At 63.4% G+C, this 16,088-nt stretch carries 13 protein-coding genes; 10 read left to right on the top strand and 3 right to left on the bottom strand.

Annotated features, from left to right (window positions below):
* The first annotated feature begins 78 nt into the window (after positions 1–78).
* From GRI97_RS09190 to GRI97_RS09180, 3 genes are read left to right on the top strand one after another with little or no spacing between them, the layout of a single operon-like run.
* The gene (locus GRI97_RS09190; RefSeq protein WP_202392688.1) at positions 79–3,174 is read left to right on the top strand and encodes a response regulator; all 3,096 of its coding nucleotides are present in this window, start codon (positions 79–81) and stop codon (positions 3,172–3,174) included.
* Entirely contained in the window at positions 3,159–4,031 is an 873-nt protein-coding gene (locus tag GRI97_RS09185) for a CheR family methyltransferase (protein ID WP_161390908.1), read from the top strand. The genes GRI97_RS09190 and GRI97_RS09185 overlap by 16 nt, the downstream gene beginning before the upstream one ends.
* On the top strand, positions 4,021–5,850 hold the full coding sequence (locus GRI97_RS09180; protein WP_161390907.1) for a response regulator: 1,830 nt from the start codon (positions 4,021–4,023) through the stop codon (positions 5,848–5,850). The genes GRI97_RS09185 and GRI97_RS09180 overlap by 11 nt, the downstream gene beginning before the upstream one ends.
* Positions 5,851–5,857: 7 nt before the next feature.
* On the opposite strand, the gene GRI97_RS09175 is transcribed toward GRI97_RS09180, so the two are convergent.
* Positions 5,858–6,556 carry an isochorismatase family cysteine hydrolase gene (locus tag GRI97_RS09175; protein ID WP_161390906.1) on the bottom strand — a complete coding sequence of 233 codons (699 nt, stop codon included), beginning with the start codon at positions 6,554–6,556 and terminating at the stop codon, positions 5,858–5,860.
* A 268-nt stretch (positions 6,557–6,824) separates the two neighbouring features.
* On the opposite strand from GRI97_RS09175, the gene GRI97_RS09170 reads away from it, so the two are divergent.
* Positions 6,825–7,403, top strand: a complete 579-nt coding sequence (locus tag GRI97_RS09170) for a DUF4291 domain-containing protein (protein ID WP_161390905.1) — start codon at positions 6,825–6,827, stop codon at positions 7,401–7,403.
* A gap of 23 nt (positions 7,404–7,426) precedes the next feature.
* On the opposite strand, the gene GRI97_RS09165 is transcribed toward GRI97_RS09170, so the two are convergent.
* Positions 7,427–8,173, bottom strand: coding sequence for a sulfite exporter TauE/SafE family protein (locus GRI97_RS09165; protein ID WP_161390904.1), 747 nt, complete (start codon positions 8,171–8,173; stop codon positions 7,427–7,429).
* A gap of 107 nt (positions 8,174–8,280) precedes the next feature.
* Here GRI97_RS09165 and GRI97_RS09160 point away from each other — a divergent pair, with 107 nt between their 5' ends.
* The 4 genes from GRI97_RS09160 (at position 8,281) to GRI97_RS09145 (ending at position 13,611) form a co-directional block, all read left to right on the top strand.
* Positions 8,281–9,729 carry a CYTH and CHAD domain-containing protein gene (locus tag GRI97_RS09160; protein WP_235917741.1) on the top strand — a complete coding sequence of 483 codons (1,449 nt, stop codon included), beginning with the start codon at positions 8,281–8,283 and terminating at the stop codon, positions 9,727–9,729.
* A gap of 455 nt (positions 9,730–10,184) precedes the next feature.
* On the top strand, positions 10,185–10,610 hold the full coding sequence (locus GRI97_RS09155; RefSeq protein WP_161390903.1) for a hypothetical protein: 426 nt from the start codon (positions 10,185–10,187) through the stop codon (positions 10,608–10,610).
* A 193-nt stretch (positions 10,611–10,803) separates the two neighbouring features.
* Positions 10,804–13,047, top strand: coding sequence for a TonB-dependent siderophore receptor (locus GRI97_RS09150; protein ID WP_161390902.1), 2,244 nt, complete (start codon positions 10,804–10,806; stop codon positions 13,045–13,047).
* A gap of 210 nt (positions 13,048–13,257) precedes the next feature.
* Positions 13,258–13,611 carry a hypothetical protein gene (locus tag GRI97_RS09145; protein ID WP_161390901.1) on the top strand — a complete coding sequence of 118 codons (354 nt, stop codon included), beginning with the start codon at positions 13,258–13,260 and terminating at the stop codon, positions 13,609–13,611.
* A gap of 156 nt (positions 13,612–13,767) precedes the next feature.
* Here GRI97_RS09145 and GRI97_RS09140 read toward each other — a convergent pair whose 3' ends face one another.
* On the bottom strand, positions 13,768–14,196 hold the full coding sequence (locus GRI97_RS09140) for an META domain-containing protein (RefSeq protein ID WP_161390900.1): 429 nt from the start codon (positions 14,194–14,196) through the stop codon (positions 13,768–13,770).
* A 364-nt stretch (positions 14,197–14,560) separates the two neighbouring features.
* Between GRI97_RS09140 and GRI97_RS09135 the strand changes: the two genes are divergently transcribed.
* Both GRI97_RS09135 and GRI97_RS09130 read left to right on the top strand, forming a co-directional pair.
* Positions 14,561–15,535 (top strand): bile acid:sodium symporter family protein, encoded by a 975-nt coding sequence (locus tag GRI97_RS09135; protein ID WP_161390899.1) that lies wholly within the window; start codon positions 14,561–14,563, stop codon positions 15,533–15,535.
* Between the two features lie 186 nt (positions 15,536–15,721).
* Complete coding sequence (locus GRI97_RS09130; protein ID WP_161390898.1) at positions 15,722–15,937, top strand: hypothetical protein; 216 nt, start codon at positions 15,722–15,724, stop codon at positions 15,935–15,937.
* The last annotated feature ends 151 nt before the right edge of the window (positions 15,938–16,088 follow it).

Here is a 16,088-nt window from a genome sequence, read left to right as displayed (position 1 = left end):
CCGATTGGCGGGGAATTTCAGGTGCGCGAATTACAAACACCGGCCGTTGCAAAGGCCGGCACGAAGTCAGCTGCAACTTTGACAAGGCTCCAGGCACAGCTGCTTTACCCGGCGCTGGCAGTGCTTTTGCTGGCGCCGTTTCTGGCGGACATCGCCTTCCCCCTCGGCACGGCTGTATGGGTCGCCTATCTGCTGCCGGCGGTGCTGGCCTATCTCGCTGCGCGACCGCAGGTGCCCCTGATCGTGGCTGGGCTGGCCACGATCCTCACCGTGGTGGGCTTTGTGCTGGCCCCGGAAGGCATCGCTCCCGAAGTCGCCATCATCAATCGCGGGCTTGGGCTGGGCGTGGCCTGGATCATCGCCACGATCGGTTTCTACTTCATCCGCAACCGCCAGGCGATCCGGCGGGAAGAATGGCTGCAGAACGGCCAGCTGGGCCTGGCTGAAGCGGTCGGCGGGGAACAGCCGCTGGATCGGCTGGGCGCCAGCGCGCTGACATTCCTGTGCGGTTATCTGGGCGCCAGCGCCGGGGCGATCTTCATCCGCAATGGCGAAGGCTTTCGCCGCCAGGCAACCTATGGCGTACCCGCCAATGCCGACGTCCCGGAACAATTCGATGTTGGCGACGGGTTGTTGGGGCAGGCGGTGGCCGATCGGCGCAATTTCACCCTGACCACCGTGCCTGAGGGTTATCTCTATTTCGGATCTGCTCTGGGCATGGCCAAGCCCCCTGCCCTGCTGCTGGCGACCACCTATGCCGATGGTGCGGTCAACGGGGTGATAGAGCTGGGCCTGCCGCAAGACCGGCTGGCCGATGCCGAAGGACTGTTTGATCGCATTTCCGGCCAGCTGGGCGTGTCCATCCGATCCGGCAAATACCGGGCGCGGCTGCGTGAATTGCTGGAAGAAACCCAGCAACAGGCAGAGGAATTGCAGACGCAGAGCGAGGAACTGCGCGCCAACAATGATGAGCTGGAAACGCAGAGCCGCCAGCTGCAGGACACCGCCGCACGGCTCGAAACCCAGCAGAGCGAGCTGGAACAGAGCAATGCCCAGCTGGAAGAACAGACCAGCGAGTTGGAAGCCCAGCGCGATGATCTGGCCCGCACCCAGGCATCCCTGCGCGCGCAGGCGAGCGAGCTGGAAACCGCCAGCCGCTATAAATCCGAATTCCTGGCGAATATGAGCCATGAACTGCGCACACCGCTCAACTCGCTGCTGATCATGGCCCGACTGCTGGCCGAAAACCGCGCCGGCAATCTCAGCTCCGAACAGGTCCGCCATGCCCAGACGATCGAGACATCGGGCAATGATCTGCTGACCCTGATCAACGACATTCTCGATATCTCCAAGATCGAGGCCGGCAAGCTGGAGTTGCAGCCACGCCGGATGCGCATCCAGCCGATGCTGGAAAAGATGCGCGCCGTTTTCGGCCCCGCCGCCGCCAGCAAGGGCATCGGTTTCGCGATAGAGGCGAGCGCCGATGCAGAGGAGATCGACACCGATCAGCAGCGGCTGGAACAGGTGCTGAAGAATTTCCTGTCCAACGCGATCAAATTCACCGAGCGCGGCGAGGTGACGCTGAGCACGGCGCGGCAGGATGACGGGCGGATTGCCTTCATCGTGCGCGACACCGGCGTGGGCATCCCGGCCGATCAGCATGACGCGATCTTCGAAGCCTTCCGCCAGGCCGATGGCACGATCAGCCGCAAATATGGCGGAACCGGACTGGGCCTTTCGATTTCCCGCGAACTGGCGCGGCTGCTGGGCGGCGATGTCGTGGTCGAAAGTCAGGAGGGCAAAGGCAGTGCCTTTTCCGTCATCCTGCCCGAACGGTTCGAACCGGGCAGCGTTCAGCCATCCGAACCAAAGCGCCTGTCATCGCCCACTCCGACGATCGCGCGCCCGCAACCTTCCAACGCCGGCCCCGCGCTGCGCCGCCCGGGCGCCATTCCCGAAGACGACCGGGAACGTTTGAGCGGGGACAGCCGCGTGATCCTGATCGTGGAGGATGATCCGGTCTTCGCCCGCATTCTGTGCGATCTGGCGCATGAGCAGGGCTTCGAATGCCTGATCGCCGGCACCGCCGATGAAGGCGCGCTGCTGGCGCGGCAATATCTGCCCAGCGCGGTGATCCTGGACATGAACCTGCCCGATCACACCGGCCTGTCGGTGCTCGACCGGATCAAGCGCGACGTGCGCACGCGCCATATCCCCGTGCATGTGGTGTCGGTCGATGATGACAGCCAGGCCGCCCTGTCCGGCGGCGCAATCGGCTATCTGTTCAAGCCCGTGCGACGCGAACAGCTGGTCGACATGCTCGAAGGGCTGGAAGCGCGCATGGCGCAGCGCATGCGCCGCGTGCTGGTGGTGGAAGATGACGCCCAGCAGGCCGAAAGCGTGCGCCTGCTGCTGGCCTCGCGCGATGTCGAAACCGTGGAAGCGCATTCGGCCACGCAGTGCTTCGAACTGCTGGGTCTGGACACGTTCGATTGCATGGTGCTGGATCTGAACCTGCCCGACGCATCGGGGCTGGATCTGCTTGAACGACTGAGCGGGGATGAAAGCGTCGGCTTCCCTCCGGTGATCGTCTACACCGGCCGCGACCTGTCGCCCGACGAAGAACTGCGGCTGCGCAAATATTCCAAGTCGATCATCGTCAAGGGCGCCAAATCGCCCGAACGGCTGCTGGATGAGGTGACGCTGTTCCTGCATCAGGTGGTGTCCGAATTGCCCGAGCCGCAGCAGCAGTTGATCGTCAAATCGCTCAACCGCGATGCCACCCTGGAAGGGCGCCGCGTGCTGGTGGTCGAAGACGACATCCGCAATATCTATGCCCTCTCGAGCGTGCTCGAACCCCATGGCGTGGATGTCCGCATCGCCCGCAACGGGGTGGAGGCGCTGCGCCTGCTTGACGAATCCGAAAACGGCACGGCCGAACCGGTCGATCTGGTGCTGATGGATGTGATGATGCCGGAAATGGACGGGCTGACCGCCACGCGGGAAATCCGTTCGCGCAGCTGGGCGCAGGATCTGCCGATCATTGCGCTGACTGCCAAGGCGATGGAACGCGACCAGCATGATTGCCTGAATGCCGGGGCCAATGACTATCTGGCCAAGCCGCTCGACGTCGACAAGCTGCTGAGCCTGGTGCGGGTATGGATGCCGCGTTGATCGAAACCTTCGAACCGCACGAAGAAATCGAACTCGATCTGCTGCTGGAGGCGATCTGGCGGCAGTATCATTATGATTTCCGTGGCTATTCGCGATCATCCCTGCACCGCCGCATGGCGCGCGCGCAGGCTCGGCTCGGCCTGCCCAGCCTGTCACACCTGCAGCACCGCATCCTGCGCAGCCCGGCCGATTTTGCCGATCTGATGGGTTTCCTTACCATTCAGGTCAGCGAGATGTTCCGCGATCCATCCTATTTCCTGGCATTGCGGCAGCAGGTCATCCCCCATCTGCGCACCTACCCCTCGCTCAAGGTGTGGATCGCTGGCTGCGCCAATGGGGAAGAATTCTATTCGCTCGCGATCCTGTTTCGGGAAGAGGGGCTGGAAGACCGCACGATCTTCTATTGCACCGACATCAGCCCGGCCGCGCTGAGCAAGGCCGAAGCCGGGATCTACGATCTCGACCGCATTGCCCAGTTCAGCGAAAACCATCGGCTGTCCGGCGGGCGCACGTCCCTGTCCGATTACTATACGGCCGGTTATGGCGCGGCGGTGTTCGACAAATCGCTGCGCCGTCGTGCCGTGTTCGCCGAACACAATCTGGCCAGTGACGAGGTCTTTTCCGAGGTGCAGCTGGTCTCCAGCCGCAATGTGCTGATCTATTTCGATCGTGATCTGCAGGATCGGGCGCTGGGCCTGTTCGGCAAATCGCTGGTCCGGGGCGGGTTTCTCGGCCTGGGCGCCAAGGAAACGCTGCGCTTTTCGGCCTGCTGGCCCGGCTTCACCGATTTCGCCGAAAACGAGAAGATATACCGCCGCAACACGCTGACCATGGAGGAACCGCGCGATGGAGCGTGATGTGGTTCGCATCCTGGCCGTCGATGACGTGCCCGAAAATCTCGCCGCACTTGACGCCCTGCTGCAGCAGGACGGGGTCGAACTGCTGACCGCCCGCTCCGGCGTCGAGGCGCTGGAACTGCTGCTGATCCATGACGTCGCGCTGGCCCTGCTGGATGTGCAGATGCCCGGCATGGACGGGTTCGAACTGGCAGAATTCATGCGCGGCACCGAACGCACCCGCCGCGTGCCGATCATCTTCCTGACCGCCGTGGCGACCGATGAACGGCGCAAGTTTCGCGGCTATGAGGCAGGCGCGGTCGACTATCTGCTGAAACCGCTCGATGCGCAGATCCTGCGCAACAAGGTTGCAGTGTTCATCGAACTGTACCGCCAGCGCAGGGAACTGGCGCAGCAGCGGGACGATCACGCCGCCGCGCTGGCCCGGCTGCGCGCGCATAGCGACAATTCGCCACTCGCCATTGTCGAGATCGACCATCGGCAGCGGATCATCGCCTGGTCGAAAGGGGCGGAACGGATGTTCGGCTGGCGATCGGCGGAAGTTTGCGGGTTTGGCGCATCGCAGGTGCAATGGCCTTCGCCCGCCAGCGCCAGTGATTTCGATGCCCTGATGAAGGCAATGATCGCCGACGATGCCAATCGGGAAACCCGGCTGCTGCGGTTCGTCACGGCCGAAGGTTATACGCTGGATTGCGAATGCTATTGTTCCGCCCTGAGGAACGAGGCCGGCCGGCTGATTTCCGTCAATCTGCAGATCCTGAACGTGACCGACCGGATGCGCGCGGAAGAAACTCAGCGGCTGCTGGTCGGGGAACTGAACCATCGGGTGAAGAACACTTTGGCATCGGTGCAGGCCATCGCCCAGCAATCGCTCCGCCGCTCGACCGGCCCATCCGACTTCGCCCCGACATTCCTGGGCCGGATTCATGCGCTGGCCAATGCCCATTCGCTGCTGAGCAGCGCCACCTGGCAGGGTGCGCGGCTGGCGGATCTGATCGCTGGGCAAACCGCGATCGGCGCCTTTTCCGCCGATCGCTTCCTGACCAGCGGTCCCGATGTCGAATTGCCACCGGAACCGGCATTGCATCTGGCGCTGGTGCTGCATGAACTGGTTACCAATGCGCATAAATATGGTGCCCTGTCGCAGTCGAGCGGCACCGTCAGCCTGAACTGGCATGTGGCCGACAACATGCTGGAAATGGACTGGATCGAGCGTGGCGGACCGCCTGCGGCAGCCGCCAGCCATCGCGGTTTCGGAACAGCATTGATCGAACGCAGCCTGCAGGCCGATGGCGGCAATGCCGTGGCAACCTATGGTGCCGAGGGGATCCACTGGCGCATGACCCTGCCCTATCTCGCCACCCCGCGCCCGGGCATGGAACGCGAACAGCCAGTGGAACTTGCGCCTCAGCCGGAGACGGCAGAGCCCGCTGGATCTGAAATGATCCTTTCCGGGCAGAGCATTCTGGTGGTCGAGGACGAACCCTTGCTGGCGATGGAACTGACCGGCATCATCGAAGACGGGGGCGGCAGCATCGCCGCCATCGCTTCGGATACCAATTCGGCCATGCGGTGCATCGACCGGACGGACATTGCCGCCGCTCTGCTCGACGGCAATCTGCACGGCGAACCGGTCGGCCCGGTCGCCGATGCCCTGCGCGATCGCGGCATCCCCTTCATCTTCGTCAGCGGATATGGACGGGAAAACCTGCCCGCGGGCCACGATCAGGCTCCGCTGGTGGGCAAGCCGTTCGACGCCCGGCAGGTGCTGAACAGCCTGGCAAACGTGCTAGAGGGAGCTGAACCCGAAAGCGCCTGAACCAATATCAGTCGCGCACGCTGGCCCCTTCCAGCAGGCCGACGATCTCATCCGCCGGGCGCACATCGGCGAACAGAAACAGCATATTGTTCAGCGTGGCATTGTGCTCGGCATCGCTGAGCGCAGCATTGGCATCGCTGGCGAAGATCACACGGTAATTCAGCTGCATTGCCTCTCGCGCGGTGGTTTCGCAGCAGCAGTTGGTCAACGTGCCGCTGATGATCAGCGTGTCGATCCCGGCAGCCTGCAATTGCGCGTGGAGATTGCAGGTGCCCGGGACGAAGGCGCCAAAGCGGCGCTTTTCCACCTGACGATCCACCCCTTCGGCAAAGTCGATCTGCGGCCACAACTGCCAGCCATGTGCACCGGGGGTGAAGGCAGCCTGATGTTCGCGGCTGACGTCCTCTGGCGATCGGCCGTAGAACACCGACCAGCCGGCCAGATCGCCCACCGGAGTGGTGAAATGAAGGAAATAGTTCCGCGCCCCGGCCCGGCGCGCGGCGCCGCTGATGCGGTTCACGGCCGGCACGATCTCCCGCGCCATCGGCACCTCCACCGGCGCGCCGGGTTCGAGGAAGCCGTTCTGCATATCGACCACGATATGCGCAGTGCGGCGCGGATCGACATCCCCGATCACATGCAGTTGCCCGCCCCGCTGCTGCGTCAACCGGGTCACAAGTTGCGGATCAAGCTGGATCGCATGCATCGGGTCTCTCCATGGAAGTGCCGGCGTTTTCGCCTGGTGCACGCCAATCAACCGGCAGCGGCAGGGCGAGTCAATGGGCAGTCGCCGAACCCGGTTCTCAAGCCCCCTTTCACCACTTCCGCTCACCCTGAGCCCGTCGAAGGGTAGGCAGAACCTGTGGCAAGCCACGGTGGCTGTCCTTCGACGGGCTCAGGACGAACGGTCTCGGTCAGACCGACACGTGCATGGCCTTACCCCGCACGACGACATCTGCTATTCGCGCGCCTGAATGAACCAGACAGACAACAAGCAAATTCGCGCCCAATTCGATGCGCAGACCATTCGCGTTTACCAAGCCTACAATGATGCGATTGCCGATTCAGCATTAACCGCCGGCAGATTCGTCTCCCCACCTTTCAGCATGACCCGCATGACATGGATCAAGCCATCGTTCCTGTGGATGATGTATCGCTCCGGTTGGGGATTCAAGGATGCCGGGCAGAACCGCATTCTGGCGATCGACATCACTCACACCGGTTTCGCATGGGCATTGGCCCACAGCTGTTCCAGCCATGCAGACCCGGGCATGAGCGAGGCCGAATGGCAGGCGCACAAGGCTGGCCATCCTGTCCGCGTCCAGTGGGATCCGGAACGAGACCTGCATCTGCAGCCGCAGCCCTATCGTGCCATCCAGATTGGCATCGGCGGCGAAGCGGTTGCCCATTACGTGCACGAATGGATCGTCCGCATTACCGAGGTCACCCCGCTTGCGCATGCGATCCATGATCGCGTCAAGGCAGGGGAACTCGAACAGGCGAAAAGTATGCTGCCGGTGGAACGTGTTTATTCTGGGCCCCCAGACACCTGATTTCAAAAATTCAACACCTCCGCTCACCCCCAGGCGATCTGCCCGGCCTGCACCAGGAACACCACCCCGACCAGCGTCACGATCCAGCGGCGGGCCAGCCTGAAATGCGCGTCGCTCATGCGGTCAAGGATGCGGCCGCCGATCACCGTGCCGATCATCGATGCCACGATCGCCGCCACGATGGTGGCAGGCGCAATCACCGCGCGCGCCTCCGCGCTCATCAGCACGGCGCCATAGGCGATGATCTTGGCCCCATGGGTCAATGCCTGCATCGCCGATTTGGTCGCCACCACGCTGTGCCGGCCCATGTCCGTGCGCACGAACAGCAGATCGGTCAGCGGGCCGGAAACGCCCGAAACCAGCGATATGCCGGTCGAAACGAAACCGCCGCCAATCGCATGCCAGGGGTTGAGCGCGTCCAGCCGCAACCAGCGTTCCGGCACCCAGACCAGCACCGGCAGCAGGCCCAGCATCACGAATACATACAGCCGCGTCGGGGTGAACACGATCAGCGCGAACAGGCCCATCGCCAGCACCGCACCCAGGCCGAAATTCAGCAGCACCCGCCAGTTCACATAGGTTCGGTGGAGCAGCACGCGCCAGCCATTGGCGGCAAACTGGATCACCCCATGCAGCGCCAGCGCCGGGGCGGCCGGCAGCAGCCAGACGAACACCCCCATCAGCACCAGCCCGCCGGCCATGCCGACGATGCCCGACAGGATCGATGTCAGCAGCGCGCACAGCACGATCACGGCGGAAAGCAGGCTCATGCGCGGGCTGATAGCACTCTGGCGGGTTCTGACTATGGTCTGACAGCGGCCCGGCCCGCTTGCTGCCGATCCCTGCAACGAATTAACCTCTCAGGCATATAATCAACATGTCCAGTCATGGCGGGATCAGGATGCAGGAAGTCGAACTGAAACTGGAACTGGCGCCGGATGATGCCGACGCGCTGGCAGCGGCCGGATTGTTCGCGGGCGATCCGCAGGTGATCCACCAGCAGGCCACCTATTACGACACGCCCGATCACGCGCTGGCGAAGGCCGGCTTCTCCCTCCGCATCCGCCATGATGGCACGGCGCGGACGCAGACGATCAAGGCCGGCGGCACCACGGCGGGCCTGTTCGTGCGCTCCGAATGGGAAATGCCGGTCAGCGACGACGTGCCGGTGCTGGATGATGCCACGCCTCTGCCGGCCATGTTCGGTGATGTCCTGGCGAAGATCATCCCGCTCTTCACAGTCGAAAACCAGCGGCAGATCTGGCTGCAGGACGGAATCGAGATCGCGCTCGATCGCGGCCGGGTTCTGGCCGGGGATCGGGAAGCGACGGTGTGCGAGGTGGAACTGGAACACAAGGAAGGCGATCCGGCGGCCCTCTTCGCCCTTGCGCGGCGGATCGCCGCATCGGTGCCGGTTGCCCCCGGTGTGCTGACAAAGGCGGAACGCGGCTATCGCCTCATCAATGCCGCCCCCTCCCCCACCAAGGCCCAGCGTGTCGTGCTGACCCCGGGCATAAGCGCGGGCGAGGCCTTCACCGTGATCGCGCAGGCGTGCCTGCGGCAGTTTGGCCTCAACGCCCCGCTGGTCATCGACCATCAGGATGGTGTCGCGCTGCATCAGGCGCGGGTGGCGCTGCGACGGCTGCGATCGGCGCTGACGATCTTCAAGCCGATCCTCGGGGACCGGCGCGAACCGATCAGCCGCCATCTGCGCTGGCTGGCCGGGGAACTGGGCAAGGCCCGCGATCTGGATGTGCTGATCGGCCGCACCACAGACGATACCCTGCGCGATCGGCTGATCACCGCCCGGGCGGAGGCCTATGTCGTGGCCAGCGCCGCCATCCTCTCGCAGCGCACCCGCAGCCTGATGATCGATCTGGTCGAATGGATCGCACTGGGCGCATGGCAAGGCAGCACTGCAGAGGATGATCTGCGCCACATGCCCGCGCGCGAGTTTGCCGCCGGAACGCTCGATCGCCTGCGCCGCAAGGTCAAGCGCGGCGGCCGCAATCTGGCCGATCTGGCCGACGAACCGCGCCATGATCTGCGCAAATCTGCCAAGAAGCTGCGCTATGCGGCAGAATTCTTCGCCGGCCTCTATGACCGGAAGAAGGAAAGGCGGCGGCGCAAGCGGTTCATTTCCGCGCTGGCTGATCTGCAGGATGAACTCGGCGCCCTCAATGATATCGCCGCCGCGCCGCAGGTGCTGCGCAGCCTGGGCCTTGAGAGTGAAGCATCCCCTGCCAGTGCAGAGCGCAAGGCGCTGCTGCAGGCCGCTGACGAGGCATTTGATGGCTGGATTGATACAAAACGTTTCTGGCGCTGAACCAGGTCCATTTTCGGATGCTGAGGCTTGAAGTCGGCCGCCATATCCCTATTCTGATCCCTGCGGGCCGGGCCCCTCTGGCGATTGTCTTCGGGCAATCGTGATGTCGGACCGCATCGGGTGCACTCGATGGCGGCCTGGCCCTAGCCTGCTCTCATCGCGAAACACCCGATCCTGCAATCCTGGATTGGAGAGAGGCGTTGAGTGGTTTCCCTTACAGATTGACCCGGTTGCATGGCCAACTGGATGACAGGATCCGTTTGGAACTCAAACGGTACGCGCCTGACAGCCTCCGGCTGCTCAGGCTCAGGTGGTTGCGCCTGCGGGTGAAAGACCGCCTGAACACGCTGGCCCGGAACACAATGACCCGAAATGGGCAGGCTCCGGTCCCGCACATGGCCTGATCCGGGCACAGATCCGGGCTGGCCACAACAAAACAAGCAGCAGGAAAGAACATGAAAAAACCCATCATACTGGCCGCGCTCGTCGTGGCAGCAGGTGCGACGCCGGCAGCGGCGCACACCATCACCATCCCCCATGCCAGCGGCGAAGTCCGCGCCCAATATGTCGGCGAAGTGGTGGTCGAACACCGCCAGATCGGCACCCCCGCCCCCGGCGGGCGCAGCTCCACCCAGCGTTGCCTGTGGACGGCCAGCCTGGTGGTCGATCGCACCGCCACCAACAGCGCCGGCACCCTCTCGCGCAATTTCACGCGGGAAAACATCGCCAGCGGCAGCCGCATGGGCAGCTGCACCGGCAGCCGTGCGGCGATCGATCGCGAAGTGACCGCCCGCCTCGGCGACACCAGCGACCATGTCGCACTGGCCGCGCAGGATGATCGTTCGGTCCTGCATGCGGAACTGGAACGCCTGTCCTCCTGATGGGCTGATCTGCGCTCAGGCTGCTGACCGGCTGCAGCGGCTTGAGCCTCGGATCCCGCGCCCCAACCGTTGCACCTTCGCCACAGTGTGGCCCTGATACACAAAACCACCTCTGTAAATCTTGCTATTGCGATCCATTACCAATAGCCGCGCCGCAGGGCGCAAACAGACAGAGGTAGTTTCGATGAATCGCATGAATCCCCGCACCCCTTCCCCCTTCGCCAGGCGCGCATGGGGTGCAGGCCTGCTGCTCTCCGCCGCCGCGCTGCCGCAGATGGCCGCCGCGCAGGATGCGGTGACCGACGAACAGAGCGCCAATCAGATCGTCGTGATCGCCACCGGGCAGAGCACGGCCGGCACATCGTCGCGCACCGACACCCCGATCATCGAATCCCCGCAAACCATTTCCATCATCAACCGCGCCGAACTGGATCTGCGCGGCGTGCTGAGCGTCAATGAAGCCATCGCCTATACGGCCGGCGTGGTCGCCGAATTCGGCGGCATCGACAGCCGCGTCGATGCGATCAAGCTGCGCGGTTTCGAAGCCGGCGGCTTTTCCAGCAACATGACCTTTGTCGATGGCCTGCGCCTGCCGTCCGGCGGGCAATGGACCCAGCTCGCCTTCGATCCCTATTCACTCGACCAGATCGAAGTGCTCAAGGGCCCGTCCAGCATCCTGTTCGGCCAGTCCGCCCCGGGCGGCGTGCTCAACATGGTGTCGAAGCGCGCCAACACGCGCGGCGGGGGCGAGGTTTCGCTGTGGGCCAATGGCTTCAACGATCTGGGCCGCTGGCAGATGCAGGCTGCGGCGGATATCGGCGGATCGCTGACCGAAAATGGGGAGCTGTCTGCCCGCCTGGTCGGGCTGGCGCGCGATGGCAAGACCGCCGTGGATGGCGTCTCCAACCGCCGCTTCTATGTTTCCCCCTCGCTCACCTGGGCTCCGGCGGACAATATCGAACTGACCGTGCTGGCCCAGTATCAGCGTGACGAAGGCGGTTCGACCTTCCAGTTCCTGCCGATGACTGGCACGCTGAACCCCAGCGCCGGCCGCACGATCGAAAACGATGCCTTCATCGGCGAACCGGACTGGAACGTGTTCGATCGCGATCAATATCTGCTCGGCGCTTTCCTCAAGGCCAATCTGTCTGACGACGTCAAGCTGATCACTAATGTCCGCTACACCAAGGTCAACACGCTTTACCGCGCCATCGTGCTGTCGGGCGATACGGTGACCACCTGCCCCACCACGGCCCAGTTCGCCGGCTGCGTCCCCGGCCAGACCGTCGGCCGTCGCGGGGTGCAGGGCCTGGGGTCGAGCGAAGGCATCGCTGGCGACATGCATCTGCAGGGCAATTTCACCACCGGCGGGCTCGATCACCTGATCATCGCAGGCTTCGATGCCTCGGCCACCGACTGGTGGCACAATCGTGACAATGTTTCGGCCACCGTGCTGCCGGTGCTGAACATCTTCGATCCGTCGCCGCGCGGCGCCACCGGTTTCGAAACCTCGCTGACCAATGGCACCCACACCCGCACGCAGAACGATCAGGTCGGCGTGTTCCTGCAGGATACGATTTCGGCCGGCGGCCTGCGGCTGACCATCGGCGGGCGCAAGGATTGGGCCTTCGACCAGACGCTCAACCAGCTGAACCTGCAGAAATGGACCACCGACACCAGCAAGTTCACCTGGCGCGCGGGCGCGGTCTATCTGCTGGACAATGGCCTGGCCCCCTATTTCAGCTATTCCACCAGCTTCCAGCCGGTGACCGCCGACCCGACCAGCAATATCAACACCAATGAAGCCTTCGTGCCGATGACCGGCGAACAATGGGAAGGCGGCCTGCGCTTCCAGCCCCGGGGCAGCGATGCCTATTTCACGCTCAGCGGCTATCAGATCACCCAGCAGAACATGCTCGCGGCCCGCGGTGGCGAACGCTGCGGCGCGGCGCAGGTGATCTGCCAGGAACAGACCGGGGAGGTGCGTTTCCGGGGCGCCGAATTCGAAGCCCGCGTCAACACGCGCATCGGCGTGACTCTGCTCGGCAGCGTCACCCGCGCCTGGTCCGAAATCACCGAATCGCGTACCCTGACGGAAGTCGGCAACCAGTTTGCCGGCGTTCCCGAATGGTCGGCCTCGGGCTTCGCCTCCTATCAGTTCAGGAATGGCGCACTCGAAGGCTTCGGCTTCGGTGGCGGCATGCGCTACACCGGTGACAGTTTCGGCAACAATGCCAACACCTTCGCCATTCCCGACTATCTGCTGTTCGACGCCATGCTGCGCTACGAATTCGGCGGCTCGCTCGATGGGCTGAACCTGTCGGTCAATGCCCGCAACCTGGCGGACAAGCGCTATGTCTCCACCTGTACGGCGGTGTCGGGCTGCTATTACGGCACCGGCCGCACCGTCAGCGCCAGGCTCGCCTATCGCTGGTAATCGCCTTCAAAACGCGGCGGGAGCCATCCCGCCGTGCAAATCAAACGGATCGTCACGAAGCGGAAGCGGCACAGGGGGTGCTGCTTCCGCTTTTGTCATATGGAATGCGTCAATCGATGCTCAGAGCGATTTTCAAGCAGGTGGAATCACCTGCTGGCTCGGAAATCGCGGCCAACAAAAGAATCCGGCTTTCACCACGATGGAGACAGCATGAAACGCCTTGCCCTGATCGCCAGCCTGATGCTCGCCGCCTGCCAGCCCGATGGCGATGGTGCACCGGAAACCGAAGCAACCCTGGCTGCAGCCACGACCAGCCTTTCAGATGCTACCCCTGCCCCCACCGGCACACCCACAGCCAGCCCCCCACCAGCAAGCCCGACACCATCTCCGTCACAGAGCCCGCTGACAGCCGATTTCTGCGACGAGCATGGCGATGATCCGGAGGGGCCCTATGGCAACCGCAAGACCTGCTACATGCAGGCCTGCGAGGCTGGCGATCAAACCAGTTGCGAACTGATGGGATCCTACAATGGCAATCTGCAGCAGCCCGGGCAGAGCCAGTAATTGGGCATCGGCCCGGGTCTGATGTCTCGCAGGGGTAATGCCCTTGAGCAATTTCTAAGCAGGTGGAATCGCCTGCTGAATCGGAAATTGCGGAAAACAAAACGAAAGAGAGCGGCGATCCGATGCAATCGGATCGGAAACCACTCTTGGCCGAACCTACCCGGGCTGGACCATCAGGATCAGGCGCTTGCCCGATGCGTCGATCAGTTCCAGCCCATCGGGAGACCCGCGAAAACTGGTAACTTTTTCCATCAGGTCGAACAGCACGCGGATATTGTCCGATCCCTGGCAGGAATAGGCAGTGGTCTGCGGCGCATCGATGGTGATCGCCGGCATATCCAGCTTTATCGAGGCATACCATTCGGTGTCGCATTGGGTCGTGCCCACCACCATGCGGTTTTCATCCGCCAGTTCGAAGGTCGCGGCCGATCCGCCCGGCGTCTGGCCTTCGAATTCGGCAATCCACCATTTCTGCTGGATCATTTCGGGCGTCAGCTCGATCTCTTCCTGCGCGGCGGCAGGCTGCGGCGCCAACATCGCCATCGAACCCAGGATGGCGGCAAGCTTCAGCGTTCTGGCAATCATATCGGTTCCCTCTGTGCGACCCGGTTTGGCGGGCTAGGGGCGTAGCAAATGCCCGCCGTTGCCTAAACGCCATTCCGCCTGTGAACCCAACCCGAACCGGGCGGTTCCCCGCATATCTGCGCCGGAACGAGGCCAACAGCGCATGAACGGTGGCCTTCAGGCCAATTCCGGGAAATGGGCGGAAGTGGCAGGGGCCCGTGCCGCCTTGACGAAGGCGCATGATCAGCCGCTAAGGATATGTCGGAAACGGTCCGACCGGGCAGAAGGGACAGCAAGTGAATCCGCGTAACAGGGCCATCCGCCCGCTCAATGCCAACGGCGCTTCGCCGCACGCTGATATGCGGGTTTGAAACCTGTCATGCAGATGCGCAGGCTCCTGTCGCTGGTCGAACCCTTCATCCTGGCACTGCTGGCCACCATTGTGGTTGCCAGCCTGCTGCCGGCTCAGGGCATCTGGGCTCAGGTGGCGGATCGCGCTGCCGATGCCGGGATCGTGCTGCTCTTTTTCCTCCATGGGGCGAAGCTGTCGCGCAGCGCCCTGTGGGAAGGGGCGCGAAACTGGCGACTGCATCTGGCAACGCTCTGCGTCACCTTCCTGTTTTTCCCTGCCCTCGGGCTGGGCTTCAAGGCCCTGCCCTTCGTGCCCCCCGAATTTGCGATCGGGCTGCTGTTCCTGACGCTGCTGCCCTCGACCGTACAATCCTCGATCGCCTTCACCGCGATTGCCCGCGGCAATGTCGCTGCGGCTGTCTGCGCCGCATCCTTTTCCAATCTGATCGGCATTTTCCTGACCCCGCTGCTGGTTGCGCTGCTGATGGGCGGAACCACCGGGGGCGTGTCCTGGGCCTCGGTGCAGACGATCCTGCTGCAACTGCTGCTACCCTTCGTGCTCGGCCATCTGCTGCGCCCATGGATCGGCGATTTCGTCGCCCGCCATAAGGGCCTGCTGTCGCGGGTCGATCGCGGATCGATCCTGCTGGTCGTCTATGCCGCCTTCAGCGCGGCGGTGGTGGAAGGGCTGTGGTCCAAGGTCGCTCCGCTCAGCCTGATCATGCTGGGTGCGCTCTGCCTGGTCCTGCTGTTCGTGGTCCTGGGCGCCACCACGCTCCTCAGCCGTATCCTGCGACTGTCGCGCGAAGATGCCGTGGTGCTGCTGTTCTGCGGTTCGAAGAAGAGCCTGGCGACTGGCGTCCCGATGGCGGGGGTGCTGTTCCTGCCCGATCAGATCGGCATCGTGCTGCTGCCGGTGATGCTGTTCCACCAGCTGCAGCTGATCGCCTGCGCCCTGATCGCCCCCCGCCTCGCCGCCCGCGCCGAGGCGGCGCAATCTCCGGGCTGACGCAGGGCGCCAGCGTGACGCCTGTCATGCTGGCAATGATATTCTTATCATCGAATGATCAGAATAGGTGGCGTATTCTGATCATTCGATAGGCCTTTGCAGGGCCTGCCTCTCGATTGCCCCGCCCAGACTAGGGGTGGGAGAGGCGGTGCATCGTTGGCTTTTCTTCGGGATTGTCGGAGTAGCATGATTATCGTCTCCGCCGCTGCGCTTCTGCAGCTGCAGATCGATACACCGTGCCGCGAGCCGTCGCGCTCTCTGGATTCCCGCCTTCGCGGGAATGACGAATTAAAACAAACACCCACCTTCGTCATTCCCGCGCAGGCGGGAATCCAGCAGCGACCTGACATCCTGGCAGTGGAGTTCAGGATATCGCTCACGTTTGGGTCGCCGCCAGCATAACCAGAGACATTTCCAGCCCAGCTGATCGCCCAAACGCGTTTTGCCCCGCGAGCTTGGGCTTGCGGGGAGAGTTCGTATCGATGTGTAGTAGATGGTTGCGGGGGTTGGATTTGAACCAACGACCTTCAGGTTATGAGCCTGACGAGCTACC

Source organism: Croceibacterium xixiisoli (assembly GCF_009827305.1).
Lineage (GTDB): Bacteria > Pseudomonadota > Alphaproteobacteria > Sphingomonadales > Sphingomonadaceae > Croceibacterium_C > Croceibacterium_C xixiisoli.
Note: the sequence above shows the minus strand (reverse complement) of the source record. Positions and strands in the feature narration are given on the sequence as shown.

Bases quoted from the DNA above. Each gene is read 5' to 3' on its own strand.
- GRI97_RS09150 (WP_161390902.1), top strand. From the start codon at position 10,804: ATGAATCCCCGCACCCCTTCCCCCTTCGCCAGGCGCGCATGGGGTGCA.
- GRI97_RS09185 (WP_161390908.1), top strand. From the start codon at position 3,159: ATGGATGCCGCGTTGATCGAAACCTTCGAACCGCACGAAGAAATCGAA.
- GRI97_RS09175 (WP_161390906.1), bottom strand. From the start codon at position 6,556: ATGCATGCGATCCAGCTTGATCCGCAACTTGTGACCCGGTTGACGCAG.
- GRI97_RS09140 (WP_161390900.1), bottom strand. From the start codon at position 14,196: ATGATTGCCAGAACGCTGAAGCTTGCCGCCATCCTGGGTTCGATGGCG.
- GRI97_RS09170 (WP_161390905.1), top strand. From the start codon at position 6,825: ATGAACCAGACAGACAACAAGCAAATTCGCGCCCAATTCGATGCGCAG.
- GRI97_RS09145 (WP_161390901.1), top strand. From the start codon at position 13,258: ATGAAACGCCTTGCCCTGATCGCCAGCCTGATGCTCGCCGCCTGCCAG.
- GRI97_RS09135 (WP_161390899.1), top strand. From the start codon at position 14,561: ATGCGCAGGCTCCTGTCGCTGGTCGAACCCTTCATCCTGGCACTGCTG.
- GRI97_RS09155 (WP_161390903.1), top strand. From the start codon at position 10,185: ATGAAAAAACCCATCATACTGGCCGCGCTCGTCGTGGCAGCAGGTGCG.
- GRI97_RS09130 (WP_161390898.1), top strand. From the start codon at position 15,722: ATGATTATCGTCTCCGCCGCTGCGCTTCTGCAGCTGCAGATCGATACA.
- GRI97_RS09165 (WP_161390904.1), bottom strand. From the start codon at position 8,173: ATGAGCCTGCTTTCCGCCGTGATCGTGCTGTGCGCGCTGCTGACATCG.
- GRI97_RS09180 (WP_161390907.1), top strand. From the start codon at position 4,021: ATGGAGCGTGATGTGGTTCGCATCCTGGCCGTCGATGACGTGCCCGAA.
- GRI97_RS09160 (WP_235917741.1), top strand. From the start codon at position 8,281: ATGTCCAGTCATGGCGGGATCAGGATGCAGGAAGTCGAACTGAAACTG.